General features: G+C 66.1%; 19 protein-coding genes. 11 read left to right on the plus strand and 8 right to left on the minus strand.

Annotated features, from left to right (window positions below; translation table 11 throughout):
- Positions 1-60 precede the first annotated feature (60 nt).
- The 4 genes from coaBC (at position 61) to CBY09_RS01775 (ending at position 2,937) form a co-directional block, all read left to right on the plus strand.
- Positions 61-1,284, plus strand: a complete 1,224-nt coding sequence (coaBC, locus tag CBY09_RS01760; RefSeq protein ID WP_094285757.1) for a bifunctional phosphopantothenoylcysteine decarboxylase/phosphopantothenate--cysteine ligase CoaBC — start codon at positions 61-63, stop codon at positions 1,282-1,284.
- A gap of 21 nt (positions 1,285-1,305) precedes the next feature.
- Entirely contained in the window at positions 1,306-1,782 is a 477-nt protein-coding gene (locus tag CBY09_RS01765) for a hypothetical protein (RefSeq protein ID WP_240515540.1), read from the plus strand.
- A complete protein-coding gene (gene dut / locus CBY09_RS01770) occupies positions 1,779-2,225 on the plus strand; it encodes a dUTP diphosphatase (RefSeq protein WP_094285759.1) in 447 nt (148 codons plus the stop codon). The genes CBY09_RS01765 and dut overlap by 4 nt, the downstream gene beginning before the upstream one ends.
- Positions 2,226-2,430: 205 nt before the next feature.
- The gene (locus tag CBY09_RS01775; protein WP_094285761.1) at positions 2,431-2,937 is read left to right on the plus strand and encodes an outer membrane lipoprotein; all 507 of its coding nucleotides are present in this window, start codon (positions 2,431-2,433) and stop codon (positions 2,935-2,937) included.
- Positions 2,938-3,017: 80 nt separating this feature from the next.
- Here the strand turns inward: CBY09_RS01775 and CBY09_RS01780 are convergent, their stop codons facing one another.
- Positions 3,018-3,542, minus strand: coding sequence for an FKBP-type peptidyl-prolyl cis-trans isomerase (locus CBY09_RS01780; protein ID WP_094285763.1), 525 nt, complete (start codon positions 3,540-3,542; stop codon positions 3,018-3,020).
- A 53-nt stretch (positions 3,543-3,595) separates the two neighbouring features.
- Here CBY09_RS01780 and CBY09_RS01785 point away from each other — a divergent pair, with 53 nt between their 5' ends.
- From CBY09_RS01785 to CBY09_RS01795, 3 genes are all read left to right on the plus strand, one after another.
- A complete protein-coding gene (locus CBY09_RS01785; protein WP_094285765.1) occupies positions 3,596-4,732 on the plus strand; it encodes a cupin domain-containing protein in 1,137 nt (378 codons plus the stop codon).
- A 13-nt stretch (positions 4,733-4,745) separates the two neighbouring features.
- Positions 4,746-5,267 carry a hypothetical protein gene (locus tag CBY09_RS01790; RefSeq protein ID WP_094285767.1) on the plus strand — a complete coding sequence of 174 codons (522 nt, stop codon included), beginning with the start codon at positions 4,746-4,748 and terminating at the stop codon, positions 5,265-5,267.
- A 264-nt stretch (positions 5,268-5,531) separates the two neighbouring features.
- The gene (locus CBY09_RS01795) at positions 5,532-5,816 is read left to right on the plus strand and encodes a hypothetical protein (RefSeq protein ID WP_094285769.1); all 285 of its coding nucleotides are present in this window, start codon (positions 5,532-5,534) and stop codon (positions 5,814-5,816) included.
- A 125-nt stretch (positions 5,817-5,941) separates the two neighbouring features.
- Here the strand turns inward: CBY09_RS01795 and CBY09_RS01800 are convergent, their stop codons facing one another.
- The 6 genes from CBY09_RS01800 to CBY09_RS01820 all read right to left on the minus strand — a co-directional run bounded on the left by CBY09_RS01800 (position 5,942) and on the right by CBY09_RS01820 (position 10,935).
- A complete protein-coding gene (locus CBY09_RS01800; protein ID WP_094285916.1) occupies positions 5,942-6,739 on the minus strand; it encodes an MBL fold metallo-hydrolase in 798 nt (265 codons plus the stop codon).
- 91 nt (positions 6,740-6,830) lie between these two features.
- Complete coding sequence (gene bamC, locus CBY09_RS01805) at positions 6,831-7,925, minus strand: outer membrane protein assembly factor BamC (RefSeq protein WP_094285771.1); 1,095 nt, start codon at positions 7,923-7,925, stop codon at positions 6,831-6,833.
- A gap of 54 nt (positions 7,926-7,979) precedes the next feature.
- Positions 7,980-8,879, minus strand: coding sequence for a 4-hydroxy-tetrahydrodipicolinate synthase (gene dapA, locus CBY09_RS01810; protein ID WP_094285773.1), 900 nt, complete (start codon positions 8,877-8,879; stop codon positions 7,980-7,982).
- A 30-nt stretch (positions 8,880-8,909) separates the two neighbouring features.
- Positions 8,910-9,464: a class I SAM-dependent methyltransferase gene (locus CBY09_RS01815; RefSeq protein WP_094285775.1), complete on the minus strand. Its 555-nt coding sequence runs from the start codon at positions 9,462-9,464 to the stop codon at positions 8,910-8,912.
- A gap of 83 nt (positions 9,465-9,547) precedes the next feature.
- Positions 9,548-9,703: a hypothetical protein gene (locus tag CBY09_RS23805; protein ID WP_165773856.1), complete on the minus strand. Its 156-nt coding sequence runs from the start codon at positions 9,701-9,703 to the stop codon at positions 9,548-9,550.
- A gap of 14 nt (positions 9,704-9,717) precedes the next feature.
- Complete coding sequence (locus CBY09_RS01820) at positions 9,718-10,935, minus strand: MFS transporter (protein ID WP_094285777.1); 1,218 nt, start codon at positions 10,933-10,935, stop codon at positions 9,718-9,720.
- 130 nt (positions 10,936-11,065) lie between these two features.
- On the opposite strand from CBY09_RS01820, the gene CBY09_RS01825 reads away from it, so the two are divergent.
- The 4 genes from CBY09_RS01825 to CBY09_RS01840 all read left to right on the plus strand — a co-directional run bounded on the left by CBY09_RS01825 (position 11,066) and on the right by CBY09_RS01840 (position 18,339).
- Positions 11,066-13,048: a DNA topoisomerase IV subunit B gene (locus tag CBY09_RS01825; RefSeq protein WP_094285779.1), complete on the plus strand. Its 1,983-nt coding sequence runs from the start codon at positions 11,066-11,068 to the stop codon at positions 13,046-13,048.
- Between the two features lie 48 nt (positions 13,049-13,096).
- Complete coding sequence (locus tag CBY09_RS01830; RefSeq protein WP_094285781.1) at positions 13,097-13,942, plus strand: lytic transglycosylase domain-containing protein; 846 nt, start codon at positions 13,097-13,099, stop codon at positions 13,940-13,942.
- Positions 13,939-16,296, plus strand: a complete 2,358-nt coding sequence (parC, locus tag CBY09_RS01835; RefSeq protein ID WP_094285783.1) for a DNA topoisomerase IV subunit A — start codon at positions 13,939-13,941, stop codon at positions 16,294-16,296. The genes CBY09_RS01830 and parC overlap by 4 nt, the downstream gene beginning before the upstream one ends.
- Before the next feature lie 276 nt (positions 16,297-16,572).
- Positions 16,573-18,339 (plus strand): methyl-accepting chemotaxis protein, encoded by a 1,767-nt coding sequence (locus tag CBY09_RS01840; RefSeq protein ID WP_094285786.1) that lies wholly within the window; start codon positions 16,573-16,575, stop codon positions 18,337-18,339.
- 252 nt (positions 18,340-18,591) lie between these two features.
- Here CBY09_RS01840 and CBY09_RS01845 read toward each other — a convergent pair whose 3' ends face one another.
- On the minus strand, positions 18,592-19,050 hold the full coding sequence (locus CBY09_RS01845; RefSeq protein ID WP_094285788.1) for a RidA family protein: 459 nt from the start codon (positions 19,048-19,050) through the stop codon (positions 18,592-18,594).
- Positions 19,051-19,107 lie beyond the last annotated feature (57 nt).

Raw genomic sequence — 19,107 nt, forward strand, 5'->3', positions numbered from 1 at the left:
AGATGGCACCCCGGCGACACCCCCGGGGGGAGGGTCACCCCCGTCTGCTAAATTCGCCCCATGAATGAGCTTGCTGGCAAACACATTGTTCTGGGTCTGAGTGGGGGCGTGGCTTGCTACAAGGCAGCCGATCTGTGCCGCCAGCTCATCAAGGAAGGGGCCACCGTGCAGGTGGTGATGACCGAAGCGGCCGCGCAATTCATCACGCCGGTGACCATGCAGGCTCTGTCAGGCCGCACGGTGTATGGCTCGCAATGGGATGCCCGTGAGCCGAACAACATGCCCCACATCAACCTGAGCCGTGAGGCCGATGCGATCCTGATTGCGCCCTGCAGCGCAGATTTCATCGCGCGGCTGGTACAGGGGCGGGCGGACGAGCTGCTCAGCCTGTTGTGCCTGGCCCGCCCTGCGCAGCAGGTGCCCCTGCTGCTGGCCCCGGCGATGAACCGCGAAATGTGGGCCCATCCTGCCACCCAGCGCAACCTGGCCCAGGTGGCGCAAGATGGTGCGGTGGTGCTGGGCGTGGGCAATGGCGACCAGGCCTGCGGCGAAACGGGCGATGGCCGCATGTTGGAGCCCGAGGAGCTGCTGGAGGAGCTGATCGCCTTCTTCACCCCCAAGACGCTGGCCGGGCGCCGGGTGCTGGTGACGGCGGGCCCCACCTTTGAAGCCATCGACCCGGTGCGGGGCATCACCAACCTGTCGAGCGGAAAAATGGGCTTTGCGATTGCGCGTGCCGCCCGCGAGGCGGGCGCAGATGTCACGCTGGTGGCCGGGCCAGTGCATGTGCCTACGCCCCGCGGGGTGCAGCGTGTGAATGTGCAGTCGGCCCAGGAGATGCTGGCGGCCGTGCAGCGGAATGTGCAGGCGGCATCGGTGTTCATTGCCACGGCTGCCGTGGCGGATTGGCGGCCCGCCAGCCAGTCCTCACAGAAGATCAAGAAAGACGGCTCGGGCCAGACGCCGAGCCTGGAGTTTGTCGAGAACCCGGACATCCTGGCCACGGTGGCCAAGTCATCACATGCCCTGCAGGGCGACCTGTTCTGCGTGGGCTTTGCGGCCGAAAGCCATGACCTGCTGGCCCACGCCACGGCCAAGCGCGTGCGCAAGGGGGTGCCCCTGCTGGTGGGCAACATCGGCCCGGCCACCTTCGGGCAGGATGACAATGCCTTGTTGCTGGTGGACGCTCAGGGGCACCGCGAGCTGCCCCGGGCCTCCAAACGCGTGCTGGCCCAGCAGCTGATGGGGGAGATTGCGGCGCGATTGCCGCCTTTGGGGTCGTAGGGGTCTTTGCCGGGAGGCTGTATGAAGACTGGTGCTACCAAGCCTGAATGGGACACGCCGCCCGATGGCGACTTTGCGCGCTATGTGGAGCGGCTGACTGCGCCAGCACCTGTCCGAGGCACGCAGACTCCAGCGCCTGGCTCCACTGCCGCCCAGAAGCCCGCTGCGGCAGCTGGGGGGCGCCCGGTGTCCCAGTCCGTTCCGCCGGATCTCGCGCTGGTTCTGAAGCCTTTGCTGGGTGTTGTGCGTGCGGTGCGCGCCGTGCTGTTGGTGTTGATTGCGTTGCATGGAGTGGCGTTGTTCATGTTCAGCCAAGGGTCTTTGCCGGGGCTGGCGGTCATGGCGGCCATCTGGTGGGGGCTGGGGCGTTTGATCGACGTGGCTCCCAAGGCCCTATCATCCGCAGCCCCCGGGGTCGCGTCAGGCGTGGAACCCTTGCAGGAGCGTCTGCGGCAAGTGGCCCAGCAGCGCACAACTGGAAAGAAGAAACAACCGTGAAGATTGACGTGAAGATTCTGGATCCGCGCATGGCGGACCAATTGCCTACCTATGCCACGCCCGGCAGCGCTGGGCTGGACTTGCGGGCCTGCCTTGATGCCCCGCTCACCTTGCAGCCCAATGCATGGCAACTGGTGCCCACCGGCATATCCGTCTACATCAAGGACCCGGGATACGCTGCCCTGATCCTGCCGCGCTCCGGCCTGGGTCACAAGCATGGCATCGTGCTGGGCAACCTCGTGGGTTTGATCGACAGCGACTACCAGGGGCAGCTCATGGTGAGCGCCTGGAACCGCAGCAATGTGGCCTTCACGCTGGAGCCCATGGAGCGCCTGGCCCAACTGGTCATCGTGCCGGTGGTGCAGGCGCAGTTCAACATCGTCACCGAGTTTGAGGCCACCGAGCGGGGTGAAGGCGGCTACGGCTCGACGGGCAAGGCCTGACGTCCAAGCATCAGCCGTTGGCGCGGCATTTGTAAGACGGTGCTTACTTTTTTGCGTCTCTGTTACCGACACGGCATGGGGCCATGTGTCTACGCGGCAGAACCCTGCCGCGTTGTTCCAATCAACCATGTGTCTGGGGTGCCTGCTGTGTATGTAGCTTTGGCAGTTTGCCCCGGACTGGCTCTCATGACTTCAGGAGATTGAAATGCTGCAATTCACCCGCCGCCCTCTCGCCATTGCTGGTGTGGTTGTCCTGGCAGGCTCTTTGGCCGCCTGTGGCCACAACCGCCCGGCGCCCGCTCCCCAGTACTCGGGGGGCTATTCCAGTGGCTACCAGACCGCACCCGCTTACCCCAACAACCCGGTGGGCACCGAATATGGCCGCGTGTCGAACATCGAGGTGATGCAGGGGCGTTCTCAGGGGCAAACCTCTGGCGCAGGGGCCGTGCTCGGTGCGGTGGTTGGCGGTGTCCTGGGCAACCAGGTGGGCAAGGGCTCGGGCCGTGCGGCCGCCACGGCGGTGGGCGTGCTCGGCGGCGCCGTGGCTGGTAACGCCATTGAGGGGCGCAACAACCAGGAGTACGTGCAGGGTTACCGCCTGTCCATCCACCTGGACCAGGGGGGCTACCGCGTGTACGACGTGAGCAGCCCAGGCGATTTGCGCATTGGTGACCGCGTGCGCCTGTACAACGGCCAGATCTCGCGCCTTTGAGTTGAAGGGCTGAAGGAAAACGGGCGCTCTGAATTTCTTCAGAGCGTCCGTGCGCTTGTGGGAGCCTTGCCGCAGGAGGCTCAGTGCAGCATCGAGCTGCCGGGCGCCTGGGGTTGCACGCGAAAGAAGCCCGTACCGGCTGTGCCGCGGCCAATTTCTTCCTCGGTGGCTTCGCGCACGGCTTGTACGGTGAGCTGCAGGCGCAGGGCAATGCCCGCCAGAGGGTGGTTGCCGTCCAGAACCACATGTTCAGGGTAGATCTCGGCCACGGTGTAGAGCGCGGTGCGGGGGGCATCCGGGTTGCAACCTTCCGGCAGGGCCATCCCGTCAAACGTCATGCCTTCTTCGATTTCTGCGGGGAACAACGCACGGGGTTCCAGGAACAGCAGCTGGTCGTTGAAGTCGCCAAACGCATCCTCGGGTTCGAGGTGCAGCGCCAGGCTGGCACCAGGGCCGTGGCCTTGCAGGGCCTCTTCGATGCGGGGCAGAAGATCGTCGCCGCCGACCAGAAACTCCACGGGCTCATCGAGCACATCCAATTCTTCGCCCAGAGTGTCCTTGAGCGTCCAGGTCAGTGCGACCACACATTGTTGGGTAATTTCCATAGGAGAATTGTCGCAGTTTGACCAACCGCCCCGCCCAGGGGCCCTGTTTTTCCATGGATATCCAGCAACCCCTTTCCCTGCTCGGTGGCCTCACCCCCGCGCAATTCATGCGCCGCCACTGGCAGAAAAAGCCGCTGCTGGTGCGCCAGGCCATCCCCCGGTTTGCACCGCCAGTGTTGCGTTCCGAGCTGTTTGCTCTGGCTGCCCAAGAGGGCGTGGAGTCGCGCCTGGTGCAATTGGTCAAGGGCACCTGGAAGCTGCGCCACGGCCCCTTCAACCGCCGAGCGTTGCCTGCATTGCAGCAACCCGACTGGACCTTGCTGGTGCAAGGGGTCGATCTGCACAACGATGCGGTCCATGCGCTGATGCAGCAGTTTCGTTTTGTGCCCGAGGCGCGGCTGGATGATCTCATGATCAGTTATGCCAGCAACGGCGGCGGCGTGGGGCCGCACTTCGACAGCTACGATGTCTTTCTGCTGCAGGCCCATGGCAAGCGGCGCTGGCGCATTGGCCGCCAGAAGAACTTGACGCTGCGCGACGACATTCCCCTCAAGGTGCTGGCGCAGTTCGAACCCGAAGAAGAGTTTGTGCTGGAGCCGGGAGATATGCTGTACCTGCCGCCGCGGTATGCCCATGACGGCATTGCCGAAGGTGAGTGCATGACCTATTCCATCGGTTTCCGTGCCCCGGCGCGTGCAGAGCTGGCCCAGGAACTGCTGGTGCGCCTGGCGGAAGATGCAGGGGATGCCGACGAGGACAAACCGCTGCTCTATCGGGATGCTGGCCAGGAGGCCGTTGCGCAGCCTGCTCACATTCCGGCAGGGTTGTATGAGTTTGCGCGCGAGGCGCTCGCCCGCGCGTTGGCACAGCCCCTGGTGTTGGAGCGCGCGCTCGGCGAATACCTCACCGAGCCCAAGCCCAGCGTGTGGTTCGAGCCCGGGGATGCGGGCGTGATGCTGGAAGGCGTGCGCCTGGACCGCAAGAGCCGCATGATGTACGACGCGCAGCACATCTTCATCAATGGCGAAAGCTACCGCGCCGCCGGGCGCGATGCCACGCTGATGCGGCGCCTGGCTGACGAGCGCCAGCTGACGGCGCGCGAGTTGGCCCGCGCCAGCGACGATGCGCTGGAGCTGCTGTCCTCCTGGTGCGATGCGGGCTGGGCCCATGTCTGGACGGGCGGCCACTGACCAGGAGACCGTGATGACCGATGTGGCAGCCCCTTCGTCCGAGCCTCTGCACGACCTGCCCACCGGGCGGTTCAGTGGCCGGGACGCGTTCCAGCAGATGGTGCGTGATGCCTTCGCCACGGCGGCGCGGGATGGCTGGCAGGAGATTGTGATCAGCGATGCCCATTTCCACGACTGGCCGCTGGGCGAGCGCGGCGTGGTCGAATCCCTGCAGGCCTGGGCCCACAGCGGCCGACGTTTCACCATGCTGGCCTGCAGCTATGACGACGTGATCCGGCGCCATGCCCGGTTTGTGCGCTGGCGCGGCACCTGGGACCACATCATCACTTGCCGCCGCAGCCCGGCGGCCGACCCCCTGGACCTGCCCAGCGCCCTGTGGTCGCCGCAGTGGGTCATGCACCGGCTGGACCCGGAGCGCTGCGTGGGGGTGTCGGGCAGCGAGCCCGATCGCCGGGTGCTGTTGCGGGAGTCGCTCAATGAATGGGTGCGCAGCAAGAGCACCCCCGGGTTTCCCTCGACCACGCTGGGCCTGTAGACCGCCGCTTTGCAAGCAGCCCGGATGGGGCGGGCAGGGCGGGCTGCTGTGTGGCAAGGCCACCACGGCTTCGCGTCCCATGCGCGAAGTCAAGCTGGTGTAAAGCTTTCGTCAGTGTTAGTCAGTATTGACTAAAAATCAATATAATCAATGGTTGCGCCAAAAAGGTGCAAATCAACGCTTTGTGCCAATGCGTACCAGGGCTTCCGAGGGCCTGACGCCGTGGCTTTTCAAGATTCTGTCTGTCCAACTAGGAAAATCGAAATGAAGAACTCTCTCGTTCTGGCCGCCCTGATCGCTGCTGCTGCACTCGCCGCTTGTGGCAAGAAGGAAGAGCCCGCTCCAGCACCTGCTCCCGCACCCGTGGAAGCTCCTGCCGCTGCGCCCGCTCCTGCCGCCGAACCAGCCGCTCCTGCTGCTTCCGACGCAGCTGCAGCCCCTGCCGCCGCTCCTGCTGCTGACGCCGCCGCTGCTCCAGCTGCCGACGCTGCCAAGGCCGCTGCTGACGCTGCTGCCACCGCCGCTACCGGCGCTTCCGCAGCCAAGTAAATCGCTGCAGGCTCCGGGCTGACCCTGTGTCGGCCTGTGCCACGGCCCCGCACCGCAAGGTCCGGGGCTTTTTTTTGCTTTTTTTTGTCTGTGGTGGGGGATTGACCGCCCCTGGTCAAGCCTGGTCAGCGGCTCGGGGCGCTATCGCCCACGTCCAGCCAGTCGGTCCCCTGGGTGGGGCTGGCGACGATGATGTCCTCGGCCAGCCAACCCAGTGCTGCGGCAAGGGCCTCTTGCGCGAGGCGAGGGGCATTGTTTTGTGCGCTCAGGTGAGCGGCCACCACCTGTCCCAAGCCCGCGTGTTGCACCGCGCGCAGGATCTCGGCCGTGGCGGCGTTGGCCAGGTGGCCGTAGGGGCCGCCCACCCTGCGCTTCAGAAAGGGCGGATAGCGCGAGGCCTGCAGCAGGCCGGGGTCGTGATTGGCCTCGATCAGGAGGGCATGGCAGCCTTGGAGCTGCTCCAGCACATGGCCACTGGCGTGCCCCAGGTCGGTCAGCACGGCCAGGTGGGCGTTGCCGTCGGAGCAGCGCAGCTGCAGCGGCTCCCGGGCGTCGTGGGGCACCGTGAAGGGCAGGGCCTGGAAGCTGCCCAGGTCCACGGCTTGCATGTCACGCGCGACATGCAACAAGCCGTCGAAGTCCGGGAACCCCAGGGCTGCATGGGTGCCTTCGCTCATCCACACCGGAATGCGGTAGCGCACGGCCAGGGCTTGGGCGCAGCCGATGTGGTCGGAGTGTTCGTGGGTGATGAAAACGGCGTCGAGGTCTTCAGGTTGCAGATGGGCCTGGGCCAGCCGGGCTTGCAACTGGCGGATGCCGAACCCGCAGTCGATCAGCAGGCGGTGGGTGTGCCCACCGCTGCAGCCTTCGACCACGGTGGCGTTGCCCGTGCTGCCGCTGCCCAGATTCTTGAAGCGCAGCATGAAATAGTGGTGGGCGGGGGCTTCAAAAAACACACCCTGCCAGGGGCCGGGAGCCCAGGGCAGGGTGGTGGTGTGGGAGCGCCCTGGTCTGTTACTTCAGGTCGTCGGTGATCACGCGCACGATGCGCTCGGCATTGGCCGAGGTTTCGGGGGCGCCTGCTGCGTTGAGCACGGACACGGTGGTGGACTCACCCTGGCTGCGCACCACGATGCGGTACTTGAGCGGAGGTGTGGCGGCCGAGGAGCTGCTGAACAGCTTGCCAAAGAAGCCGGGTTCCTTCTTGTCGGCGTTGGGGGCCACATAACGCACGAAGTACGTGCCTTCGTTGCGGTTGCGGTCTTCCACCGTGAAGCCGGTGCGGTCCAGCGCCAGGCCCACGCGGCGCCATGCGCGGTCGAAGCCCTCGTCCAGCTGCACCACCGGCTGGTTGTTGACGGTGGCCATGCGTGCTGTCTGCGCGCGCGGCGACGGGGCGGCGGCAATGGCGCGGGATTGTTCCTGGCTCACGCCCAGCTTGACCATCAGGCGGCGCAGGAATTCGGTTTCCAGCTCCGGGTCGGAGGCGCGGGGCTGCCACACCGTGTTGTCCTTGGTGGTGGTGCCATAGACCTCGATCATGCCGCGGTGGCTGATGTAGATCTCGGTGCCGCCATTGGCATTGCGCTCCAGGCGGGTACGGAACTTGTCGCGTTCGCCGGTGGAGTACAGCGAATCCAGCATCTTGCCCAGCGTGGAGCGGATGAAGTCCTGCGGCAGCTTGGCGCGGTTTTCGGCCCAGTCGGTTTCCATGATGCCGACGTTGGACTCGGCCTGGGTCAGGTTGAAGCCGTTTTCCTGCCAGAAGTCGCGCACGGGCTCCCAGAGCTTGTCGGCGGGGCGGTTGACCACCAGCCAGCGCTGGTTGCCGTCGCGCTCGATGCGCACATCGCCCAGCTGCAGGGCGGCGGCGTTGGCCGTGCCGGAGGGCTGCGCGGCCTGGCCCGCCTGCAGGGCGGCGGCCGATACCGGGCCACCTGGCACGGCATAGCGCGAATCGCGCGACAGCTGTGTCAGGTCAGGCGGGACTTCCAGGGTCGAGCCCTTGGCGGCGCTCTTGTAGTCGATCTTGTCGCCTTCGAGGGCGGCGCAGGCGGACAGGGCCATGGCGAGGGCCAGCAGGCTCAGGCGGGTGGTAGCAGCTTTCACGCGGAAATCCTCGGGAAGAAGTGTCTCAGGGAGCCGGGCGAGGCCCGGGTTGGATCAGGCCAGCAGGCCGCTGCTGCGCAGTGCAGCTTCGACAACGGCTTCGTTGCCACTGGCCAGCGGCGTCATGGGCAGGCGCATGGTGCCACCACACAGGCCCATGCGGGCCATGGCCCACTTGACCGGGATGGGGTTGGCTTCGACGAACAGGTTCTTGTGCACGGGCATCAGCTTGAACTGGATTTCCATGGCGCGGCGTGCATCGCCTGCCAGGGCGGCCACACACAGTTCGTGCATCAGGCGCGGGGCCACGTTGGCCGTCACGCTGATGTTGCCGTGGCCGCCGCACAGCATCAGGGCCACGGCGGTCGGGTCGTCGCCCGAGTACACGCCAAAGCCCTGGGGAACCTCACGGATCAGCCACTGGGCACGTTCGATGTTGCCGGTGGCTTCCTTGATGCCGATCACGCCGGGCACCTGGGCCAGGCGCAGCACGGTGTCGTGCTGCATATCGGCCACCGAGCGGCCGGGCACGTTGTACAGCACGATGGGCAGGTCGCCCGTGGCTTCGGCAATCGCCTTGAAATGCTGGTACTGGCCCTCTTGCGTGGGCTTGTTGTAGTAAGGCACGACCTGCAGCTGGCTGTCGGCGCCGACCTTCTTGGCGAACTTGGCCAGCTCGATGGCCTCGGCGGTGGAGTTGGCGCCACAGCCGGCCATGATGGGCACGCGCTTGGCGGCCTGCTCGACGGCTACGCGGATGATCTCGCAGTGCTCTTCGACATTGACCGTCGGCGATTCGCCCGTGGTGCCCACCACGCCGATGCAGTCGGTGCCTTCGGCGATATGCCAGTCGATCAGTTTGCGCAGGGTGGGGTAGTCCACGCTGCCGTCCGCGTGCATGGGGGTGACGAGGGCGACGATGCTGCCGGTAAGTGGCACGGAGGAAGAGGTCATGTCCGCAGTGAAAAACGGTAAAAGGGCATTCTAACTAGCCGCGATGGACAAAAGATGGCGGGAAGGCTTGCCAGCCTGCGGGAGTTCCCGCACGGCCGTGATGCGTTGCACAAAACGCGCGGGTTCGTCCAGGAACCCGTCTTCGTAGGCCACCACGCGCAGCCCCTGGCAGGCGCCCAGCAGCTCGGCGGGTGCGAGCAGGAACTCGGGCCGCGCAGGGCGCCCCACGGTTTCGTTACCCAGGGCAAAGGTCTCGTAGACCAGCACGCCACCGGCGGCGACGCTGTCCACGATGGTGGGCAGCAGCGGCCGCCACAGGTAGTTGGTGACCACCACGGCGCCAAACTGGCGCCCTGCCAGGGGCCAGGGCCCGTTCTCGATGTCTGCCAGCAGCAGCTCGCCCAGGCCGTCGCAGGCGGCCAGGGCCTCGGCGGATCGGTCCACGCCCACCACCGGGTGCCCCAGGCTGCGCAGCCAGCGCAGGTGGCGGCCCGCGCCACAGGCCACGTCCAGCACCGTGCTGCCGGGGGGAATCAGGTGGGCCCAGCGTCGGACCCATGCGGAGGGAGCTTCAGTGCCATGCATGGTGCTATTTAATTTATAGCTATAAAGGCTTGTTCAGCGCGCGCAAAGGCCCCAAAAAGCCTTGAAATCACACGATGCGGCCGTCAGAAACAGGCCCACATCTGGTCGGCGAGCATCACCATGAACTCGGGCACGGTGTACATGCCAAACACCGCCAGGCACAGCAGCACCGCCACGGCCGCGCCCAGCCAGCGCAGGGCGCGCGACCTGGGTTTGGGGGGCGGATGGGGCGTGTGCATGGCGGGCGGCAGGGTCAGGCGGGTTGCGGGGCGGAGCGCTGGATGGGGCTTTCCTTGACGGGCAGGTTCACCAGCCCGGCAAACACGCCCAGGCCGATGGCGATGTACCAGACGATATCGTAGTTGCCCGTGGCGTCATACAGATAACCGCCCAGCCACACACCCAGGAAGCTGCCGATCTGGTGGCTGAAGAACACAAAGCCGCCCAGCATCGACAAATGCTGCACGCCAAAGATCTGCGCAATGGTCGCGTTGGTGGGCGGGATGGTGGACAGCCACAGCGTGCCCATCACGGCCGAGAACACATACACCGACAGCGGCGACAGCGGCACGATGAGGAACACGGTGATGGCCGCCGCGCGCGCGAAGTAGATGAACGCCAGGATGAACCGCTTGGGCAAACGCTGGCCCAGCGTGCCCGCCACGTAGGTGCCCAGCACATTGAACAGGCCGATCAGCGCCAACGCATAGCTGGCCACCTGGGGCGACAGGCCATGGTCCTTGAGGTAGCTGGGCATGTGCACGCCGATGAACACCACCTGGAAGCCGCACACAAAGTAGCCCGCCATCAGCAGGTTGAAGCTGGGGTAGCGGAAGGCCTCGCCCAGCGCCTGCAAGATGGTTTGCTCGCGCTTCACCGGCGCCACGCCCTGGAAGCCCGGCTCGCGCAGTCCAAAGGCCAGGGGCACGATGAGCAACACGGCCATCGACAGCACCAGCAGCGCCTGCTGCCAGCCCAGGCCCGCGATGAGCCAGCCTTCGACCGGCACCATCAGGAACTGCCCGAACGAGCCCGCGGCCGCCGCCACACCCATGGCCCAGGAGCGCTTTTCGGGCGCAATCTGCCGCCCCAGCACGCCATAGATCACGGCATAGGTGGTGCCCGCCTGCGCGGCGCCAATCAGCACGCCTGCCGTCAGTGCAAACAGCGTGGGCGTGGGCGACAGCGCCATGCCTGCCAGGCCCAGGCCATACAGCACGGCACCGCCCATGAGCACGCGGAACGCACCAAACCGGTCGGCCACCATGCCCGCAAAAATGCCGATCAGGCCCCAGGACAGGTTCTGGATGGCGATGGCCAGCGCGAACGACTGGCGCGTCCAGCCCATCTCTTGCGTGATGGGCAGCAGCCACAGGCCAAAGCCATGGCGGATGCCCATGGACAGTGTCACGATGGCCGCACCGCAGGCCAGCACCTGGAACATGGACAGTTTGGGAGTATTCATATGCATGCGCAGGAATGTAGCCAGATTGCGTGAAACGCGCTGATACACCCGCGACCAATACAGTTGCCACCAGGGCTGTGGGATGACTGTCTTTTTATCCAGCCCCGGGGCAGTGGCGGCACTACAATCCGCCGCTATGTCTGCCAAACCGTCTTCTGCATCCGCCAGCGAATATTCCGAAGGTTCGATCCGCGTGCTCAAGGGCCTGGAGCCCGTCAAGCAGCGCCCGGGCATGTACACCCGCACCGACAACCCCCTGCACATCATCCAGGAGGTGCTGGACAACGCCGCCGACGAGGCGCTCGCCGGGTATGGCAAGAAGATCCGGGTCACCCTGCACGCCGACGGCTCGGTGAGCGTCGAAGACGACGGCCGGGGCATCCCCTACGGTATGCACCCCGAGGAAAACGCCCCGGTGATCGAGCTGGTGTTCACCCGCCTGCACGCGGGGGGCAAGTTCGACAAGGGCAAGGGCGGCGCCTATAGCTTCTCAGGCGGCTTGCACGGCGTGGGCGTGAGTGTGACCAACGCCTTGGCGACGCGGCTGGAGGCCACCAGCTACCGCGAAGGCAAGGTGGCGCGCCTGGTGTTCGCCGCCGGTGATGTGGTCGAGCCCCTGGTGGCCCGCCCGCTGGAGGCGGGCGAGCGCAAGCAGGGCACCTCGGTGCGCGTGTGGCCCGACGCCAAGTATTTCGAATCCAGCGCCCTGCCCATGGGCGAACTCACCCACCTGCTGCGCAGCAAGGCGGTGCTGATGCCGGGTGTGACGGTGCAGCTGGTCAATGAAAAGACGCGCGACACGCAAACCTGGCAGTACAAGGGCGGCCTGCGCGACTACCTGATGCAGACGCTGAACGGCGACCCGGTGATCCCGCTGTTTGAGGGCGAGGGTTTTGCCGACCGCAACAACGAAAGTTTTGCCGAAGGCGAGGGCGCCGCCTGGGCCGTGGCCTTCACGGAAGACGGCCAGCCCATGCGCGAGAGCTACGTCAACCTGATCCCCACCAGTGCGGGTGGCACTCACGAAAGTGGCCTGCGCGACGGCCTGTTCAACGCGGTCAAGAGCTTCATCGAACTGCACAGCCTGCTGCCCAAGGGTGTCAAGCTGCTGCCCGAAGACGTGTTCGCGCGCGCCAGCTATGTGATGTCTGCCAAGGTGCTGGACCCGCAGTTCCAGGGCCAGATCAAGGAACGCCTGAACTCGCGTGACGCGGTGCGCCTGGTCAGCGGCTTTGTACGCCCCGCGCTCGAACTGTGGCTCAACCAGCACGTTGAATACGGCAAGAAGCTCGCCGAGCTGGCCATCAAGGCCGCGCAGACGCGCCAGAAGGCGGGCCAGAAGGTCGAAAAGCGCAAGGGCTCCGGCGTGGCCGTTTTGCCCGGCAAGCTCACCGACTGCGAAAGTCGCGACACCGCGCACAACGAAGTCTTCCTGGTCGAGGGCGACTCGGCCGGCGGCAGCGCCAAGATGGGCCGCGACAAGGAAAGCCAGGCCATCCTGCCGCTGCGCGGCAAGGTGCTCAACACCTGGGAGGTGGAGCGCGACCGCCTGTTTGCCAACAACGAGATCCATGACATCTCGGTGGCGATTGGCGTGGATCCGCATGGCCCCAATGACACGCCCGACCTGAGCGGCCTGCGCTACGGCAAGGTCTGCATCCTGTCCGACGCGGACGTGGACGGCTCGCACATCCAGGTGCTGCTGCTCACGCTGTTCTTCCGCCACTTCCCCAAGCTCATCGAAGCCGGCCACATCTACGTGGCGCGCCCGCCGCTGTTCCGCGTGGACGTGCCCGCCCGGGGCAAGAAGCCTGCCGCCAAGATGTATGCGCTGGATGACGGCGAGCTGGCCGCCATCCTGGACAAGGCCGAAAAAGACGGCGTGCCGCGCGAGAAATGCCAGATCAGCCGCTTCAAGGGTCTGGGCGAGATGAACGCCGAGCAGCTGTGGGAAACCACACTCAACCCCGACACCCGCCGCCTGCTGCCCGTGCAGCTGGGCGACATGGACTTTGCCGCCACCGAAGGCCTCATCACCAAGCTCATGGGCAAGGGCGAAGCCGCCGCGCGCCGCGAGCTGATGGAGCTGCATGGCGACGCGGTCGAGATCGACATCTAGGAAGGTGTGACCGAATCGACGCCTCCACTGGCTGTCTGTGGCAAAAATATGAATAAAAACAGTGCTTTCCGCGCATCTGTATTGGGTTTGTTGCTATGTTTTGTGCAGCAATTCGCCCATGCAGACCTGTGGGCGCATGTGGACGAGCGCGGCGTGACGCACTTTGCGGCCGAGCAGGTCGATGCGCGCTACCAGCTGTTTTTCCGGGGCAACGACTTTGACTCCACCCGCGATGCTCCGGCCAATGCATCGCCCATGCCCTATGCGCTGCCTGCTGCAGGCGCGCGCCTGCTGGCGTTTTTTGACATTGCGCCCGACTACAAGCGCGTCAAGCACCACCTGCGCGCTGCATCCAGCCAACATGGCGTGGACTACGAGCTGCTGCAGGCCGTGATCGCCACTGAATCCGGCTTTGATGCCACCGCCGTGTCGCCCAAGGGCGCCATCGGCCTGATGCAGGTGATGCCCGCCACGGCCAGCCGCTTTGGCGTGAGTGCGGACAAGAAGCGCACGGTGGAGCAAAAGCTGGCCGACCCCGCCGTGAACGTGCCCACCGGCACGCGTTACCTGCGCCACCTGCTCGACCTGTTCCCCGGCCGCATGGACCTGGCCGTGGCCGCCTACAACGCGGGCGAAGGCGCCGTGCAAAAGGCGGGCAACCAGGTCCCGGCCTTCAAGGAAACCCAGAACTATGTGCGCACCGTGCTGGGCCTGTATGCCCAGCTCAAGCCGCCAGCGCCCGTGCTGACACAGCGCGCCCTGCCGGGCCGTGTGCGCATGGAGCTGTCGGGCGGTGCGCAGAACCGGGGCAACCTGCCGCCCACCCAGGTGGCACAGACCCGCAGCGCGCCGCAGACCGCGTTTGAACCCCTACCGACGATTCCGAACGAATGAGCGACCAACCCACTCTTGATTTCACGACCGCAGGCGATGACGGGGGCGACTCCCTGGGCCTGGCGGGCTACGCCCAGCGCGCCTACCTCGAATACGCGCTCTCGGTCGTCAAGGGCCGTGCATTACCCGATGTGTGCGACGGCCTCAAGCCCGTGCAGCGGCGCATCCTGTATTCGATGGACCGCATGGGCCTGGGCTACAGCGGCCCCACGCGTAATACTGCCGCCAAGCCCGTCAAGAGCGCCCGCGTGGTGGGCGATGTGCTGGGCCGCTTCCACCCCCACGGCGACCAGTCGGCCTACGACGCGCTGGTGCGCATGGCGCAAGACTTTGCGCAGCGCTATCCGCTCATCGACGGCCAGGGCAACTTCGGCAGCCGCGACGGCGACGGCGCCGCCGCCATGCGCTACACCGAAGCGCGCCTGTCGCGCATCACCAGCCTGCTGCTCGACGAAATCGACGAAGGCACGGTCGATTTCATGCCCAACTACGACGGCAGCACGGAGGAGCCGCGCCAGCTGCCCGCCCGCCTGCCGTTTGCGCTGCTCAATGGGGCCAGCGGCATCGCCGTGGGTCTGGCCACCGAAATCCCCAGCCACAACCTGCGCGAGATTGCCGATGCGTGTGTGGCGCTCATCAAGACGCCCTCGCTGAGCCAGGACGAGTTGCTGGCCATCGTGCCCGGGCCCGACTACCCCGGTGGCGGCCAGATCATCAGCAGCCCCGGCGACATTGCGGACGCCTACCGCACGGGCCGAGGCAGCCTCAAGGTGCGCGCGCGCTGGAAGATCGAAGACATGGCGCGCGGCCAGTGGCAACTGGTGGTCAACGAACTGCCGCCGGGCGTGAGCACGCAGAAGGTGCTGGAAGAGATCGAAGAAATCACCAACCCCAAGGTCAAGGCTGGCAAGAAGGCGCTGACGCAGGAGCAGACGCAGCTCAAGGCCAGCATGCTGGCCGTGCTGGACGTGGTGCGCGACGAATCGAGTAAAGACGCGCCCGTGCGCCTGGTGTTCGAGCCCAAGACGGGCAAGACACCGCAGCAGGAGCTGATCACCGCGCTGCTGGCCCACACCAGCCTGGAGACCTCGGCGCCCATCAACCTCACCATGGTGGGCCTGGACGGCAAGCCGGTGCAGAAGTCGCTGCGCCAGATGCTGGAAGAGTGGATCGCCTTCCGCCAGACCACTATCACCCGCCGCAGCCAGCACCGGCTGAACAAGGTGCTGGACCGCATCCACATCCTCGAAGGGCGGCAGCTGGTGCTGCTCAACATCGACGAGGTGATTGCCATCATCCGCCAGGCCGAGGACCCCAAGGCCGCGTTGATTGCACGCTTCAACCTCAGCGACCGCCAGGCCGAGGACATCCTCGAAATCCGCCTGCGTCAGCTTGCGCGGCTCGAAGCCATCAAGATTGAGCAGGAGCTGAAAGAACTGCGCGAAAGCCAGGGCAAGCTCGAAGACATCCTGAACAACCCCGGCTCGCTGCGCCGCACCATGGTCAAGGAGATCGAGGCCGACGCCAAGACCTTTGCCGACGCACGCCGCACGCTGATCCAGGCCGAAAAGAAGGCTGTGGCCGAAGTCAAGGTGGTGGACGAGCCGGTGACGGTGGTCGTCTCGCAAAAAGGCTGGGTACGCGCCCGCACCGGCCATGGTCACGAGGCCGCCAGCTTTGCCTTCAAGGCGGGCGACGGGTTGTACGGCACGTTCGAGTGCCGCACGGTCGATACCCTGCTGGCCTTTGGCAGCAACGGCCGCGTCTATTCGGTGGCGGTGTCGCTGCTGCCCGGCGCACGCGGCGACGGCCAGCCGGTGACCACGCTGATTGAGCTGGAAGCCGGCACGCAGCTGCTGCACTACTTTGCGGGGCCCGCCAACGCCTCGCTGCTGCTGTCCAATTCGGGCGGCTACGGCTTCCTGGCGGCGGTGGAGAACATGGTGTCGCGCCAGAAGGGCGGCAAGGCCTTCATTACCCTGGGCGAGGGCGAAACCGTGTGCGTGCCTTCGCACGCCGCAGGCAGCACAGGCAGCAAGCCGGTGGTGCCCGCCACGCATGTGGCCTGTGCCTCCACCGGCGGGCGCATCCTCACGTTCGAGATCACCGAGCTGAAAACCATGGCCAACGGCGGCCGGGGCCTGATGCTGATCGACCTGGAAGACAAGGACCAGCTTGCAGGCGCGGCGGCCTACACCCGCAGCATTCGCCTGGACGGCGTGGGCCGGGGCGGCAAGCAGCGGGATGAGACGCTGGAGATCCGCAGCCTGAACAATGCCCGTGCCGCACGCGGTCGAAAGGGCAAGGCGGCGGACCTGGGCTTCAAGCCCACAGCGGTGACGCGGGTGGAGTAAGCCCCAGGCCTGACGAAGAAGCCACCTCCGGGTGGCTTTTTTCATGGGCGATGGTTTTCCACGGGTTGCTACGGATTGGACGAAATGCCCGATCAGGCGCACCATATGTAAGCGAATGTCTGTGCTGGTCTGTGGCCGCTCGCCCGGATCCCGCGCATGCCGGTGGGGGCAGGGGCGATGGGGCCGCCAGTTTCCGGGCCCGCCAGCCAGACAAGCAGGCACCAAGGCACCAAGGCACCCAGGTGCCAGGGCCGCCCATAACGACAGGAGACCATCATGTTCAAACGCATCCGCATCGCCCAGAAGCTGTGGCTCGCCGTCATCTTTATTGTGGTCATGCTGGCCGGGGTGGTGGGTTTTTCTGCCTACCGGTCGGCCAAGGTGCAGGCCGAGGCCGATGTTGTGTCGCGCGAGATGCAGACCCGCGTGAGCACCGCGATCCGCTGGGCGGGCCTGACGGAGACCAATGCCGCGCGCACCCAGGCGATGATCGTGAGCAGCGACCCGGCAGTCGAGGCCGAGTTCAAGGACGTGATTGCCGCCACCTCGGCGCAGATCACCGAGGTGCAGAAGTCGCTGGAGAGCCTGGCCTTGTCCGATGCCGACAAGGCGCAGATGGCCAAGATTGCCGAGGCGCGCAAGACCATGATCGACCTGCGCGGCAAGGCCCGCCAGCTCAAGGCCGACGGCAAGGCCGACGAGGCCGTGACCCTGGTCAAGCAGACCTACAACCCGGCCGTGGCCGCTTACATCAAGACCCTGCGCGACTTTGTGGAGCTGCAGCAGAGCACGGCCGAGGCGCGCCTTGCCGAGATGGCCGCGTCCCGCATGCTCACCGTGAAGATCGCGGCCGTGGCCGTGGCGGTGCTGCTGGCGGCCATCATCGCCGGGGCCTATTACCTGATCGGCAGCATCCAGCGCCCTCTGGCGCAGGCCAACGACCTGGCCGCCAAGATTGCTGCGGGCGACTTGAGCGAGCAGGGCGCGGTCACGCGCGGCGACGAGTTTGGCGATCTGCTGCGCTCGCAGTACGCGATGAGCGAATCGCTCGGGCGCATGGTGCACCAGGTGCGCCAGAGCACCGACAGCATTGCCATCGCCAGCGCCGAGATCGCTACCGGCAACCACGACCTGTCGGCACGCACCGAGCAGACCTCCAGCAACCTGCAGCAGACGGCGGCGGCCATGGAGGAGTTCACCAGCACCATCGCGCAAAGTGCCAGCAGCGCGCGCCAGGCCAGCACCCTGGCTGCCAGCGCCACGGGCGTGGCCCAGCGGGGCGGCACGGTGGTGACGCAGGTGGTCTCCACCATGGAAGACATCAACCACAGCAGCAAGAAGATCTCGGACATCATTGGCGTGATTGATGGCATTGCGTTCCAGACCAACATCCTCGCGCTGAATGCGGCCGTGGAGGCCGCCCGTGCGGGCGAGCAGGGCCGGGGTTTTGCCGTGGTGGCCAGCGAGGTGCGCAGCCTGGCGCAGCGCAGTGCCGAGGCGGCCAAGGAGATCAAGACGCTGATCAGCGCGTCGGTGGAGAAAGTGGAAACCGGCACCCGCCTGGTGGCCGATGCGGGCACGACCATGAACGACATCGTGCGCTCGGTGCAAAGCGTGACGGACATGATCGGCGAGATCACGGCCGCGTCGTCCGAGCAAAGCGCAGGCATTTCCCAGGTCAACCAGGCCGTGGGCAACCTCGACCAGATGACCCAGCAGAACGCCGCGCTGGTGGAAGAAAGCGCCGCAGCCGCCCAGAGCCTGCGCGAGCAGGCCGAACACTTGGCGCAGGTGGTGTCAGTGTTCAAGGTCAACGGGGCCGCCTATGGCGGGGTGGCGCCGCCCGTGCATGTGGCGCACAAGCCTGCGCCCCAGGCCCCGCGCGTGCCATCAGCGCCCGCCAAGACCGCCATGGCAGGCAAACCGGCCACCCACCGCATCGCCCAGGCAGCCCCTGCGGGCAGCAAACCCACGCCTGCTAAGGCCAAGGCCCCGGCACCCGCCCTGGCCCAGGGCGCGGACGAGGACTGGGAGTCGTTCTAAACCGCAGCGCGGCTTGTGCAGCAGGCCGTCGAAACTGGCACGCTTCAAGCCAGCGCTCCCGCGCAAGGGCCGCCAAGCTGCGGATGCGGCGCTTCACTTGCGTGCGCCGGGAGCGTCCCCCTCCCGAATTGCGCAGCAAGGCGGGAGAGGGGGCTGAGGGCTGCGGCTCCAAGCCTGCCTGCGCAGGCTTGGACGAGTCCGAAGAGCGGCCGCCTCTGGCGGACGCACCGAGGCGCGCAGCGACTCAGGGGGTTATCCGAGCTCAGCGATCAGCTCAATCTCCACGCAGGCGCCCATGGGCACCTGCGCCACGCCAAAGGCGCTGCGCGCGTGCACGCCCTTGTCGCCAAATACCTGGCCCAGCAGCTCGCTGGCGCCGTTGGTCACCAGGTGCTGCTCGGTGAAGTCGCCCGTCGAGTTGACGAGGCTCATCACCTTCACGATGCGTTGCACGCGGTTCAGGTCGCCGCCGGTGGCGGCATGCAGGGTGCCCAGGAGGTCGATGGCCACGGCGCGTGCGGCGGCCTTGCCTTCTTCGGTGCCGATGTCGCGGCCAAACTGTGCAGCCCAGGGCTTGCCGTCCTTGCGGGCGATGTGGCCGCTCAGAAACACCAGGTTGCCGGTCTGCACATAGGGCACGTAGGCGGCGGCAGGCACCGACACGGGGGGCAGGGTGATGTTGAGTTCTTTCAGCTTGTCGTAAACGCTCATGGTCTTCCTCGGATTGGAGTGGGTGGTGGAGAGATGGTGAATGGAGTGAAGAGGGCG

Origin of the sequence: Acidovorax kalamii (assembly GCF_002245625.1) — a bacterium.
In the GTDB taxonomy this organism is placed as follows: Bacteria; Pseudomonadota; Gammaproteobacteria; order Burkholderiales; family Burkholderiaceae_C; genus Acidovorax; species Acidovorax kalamii.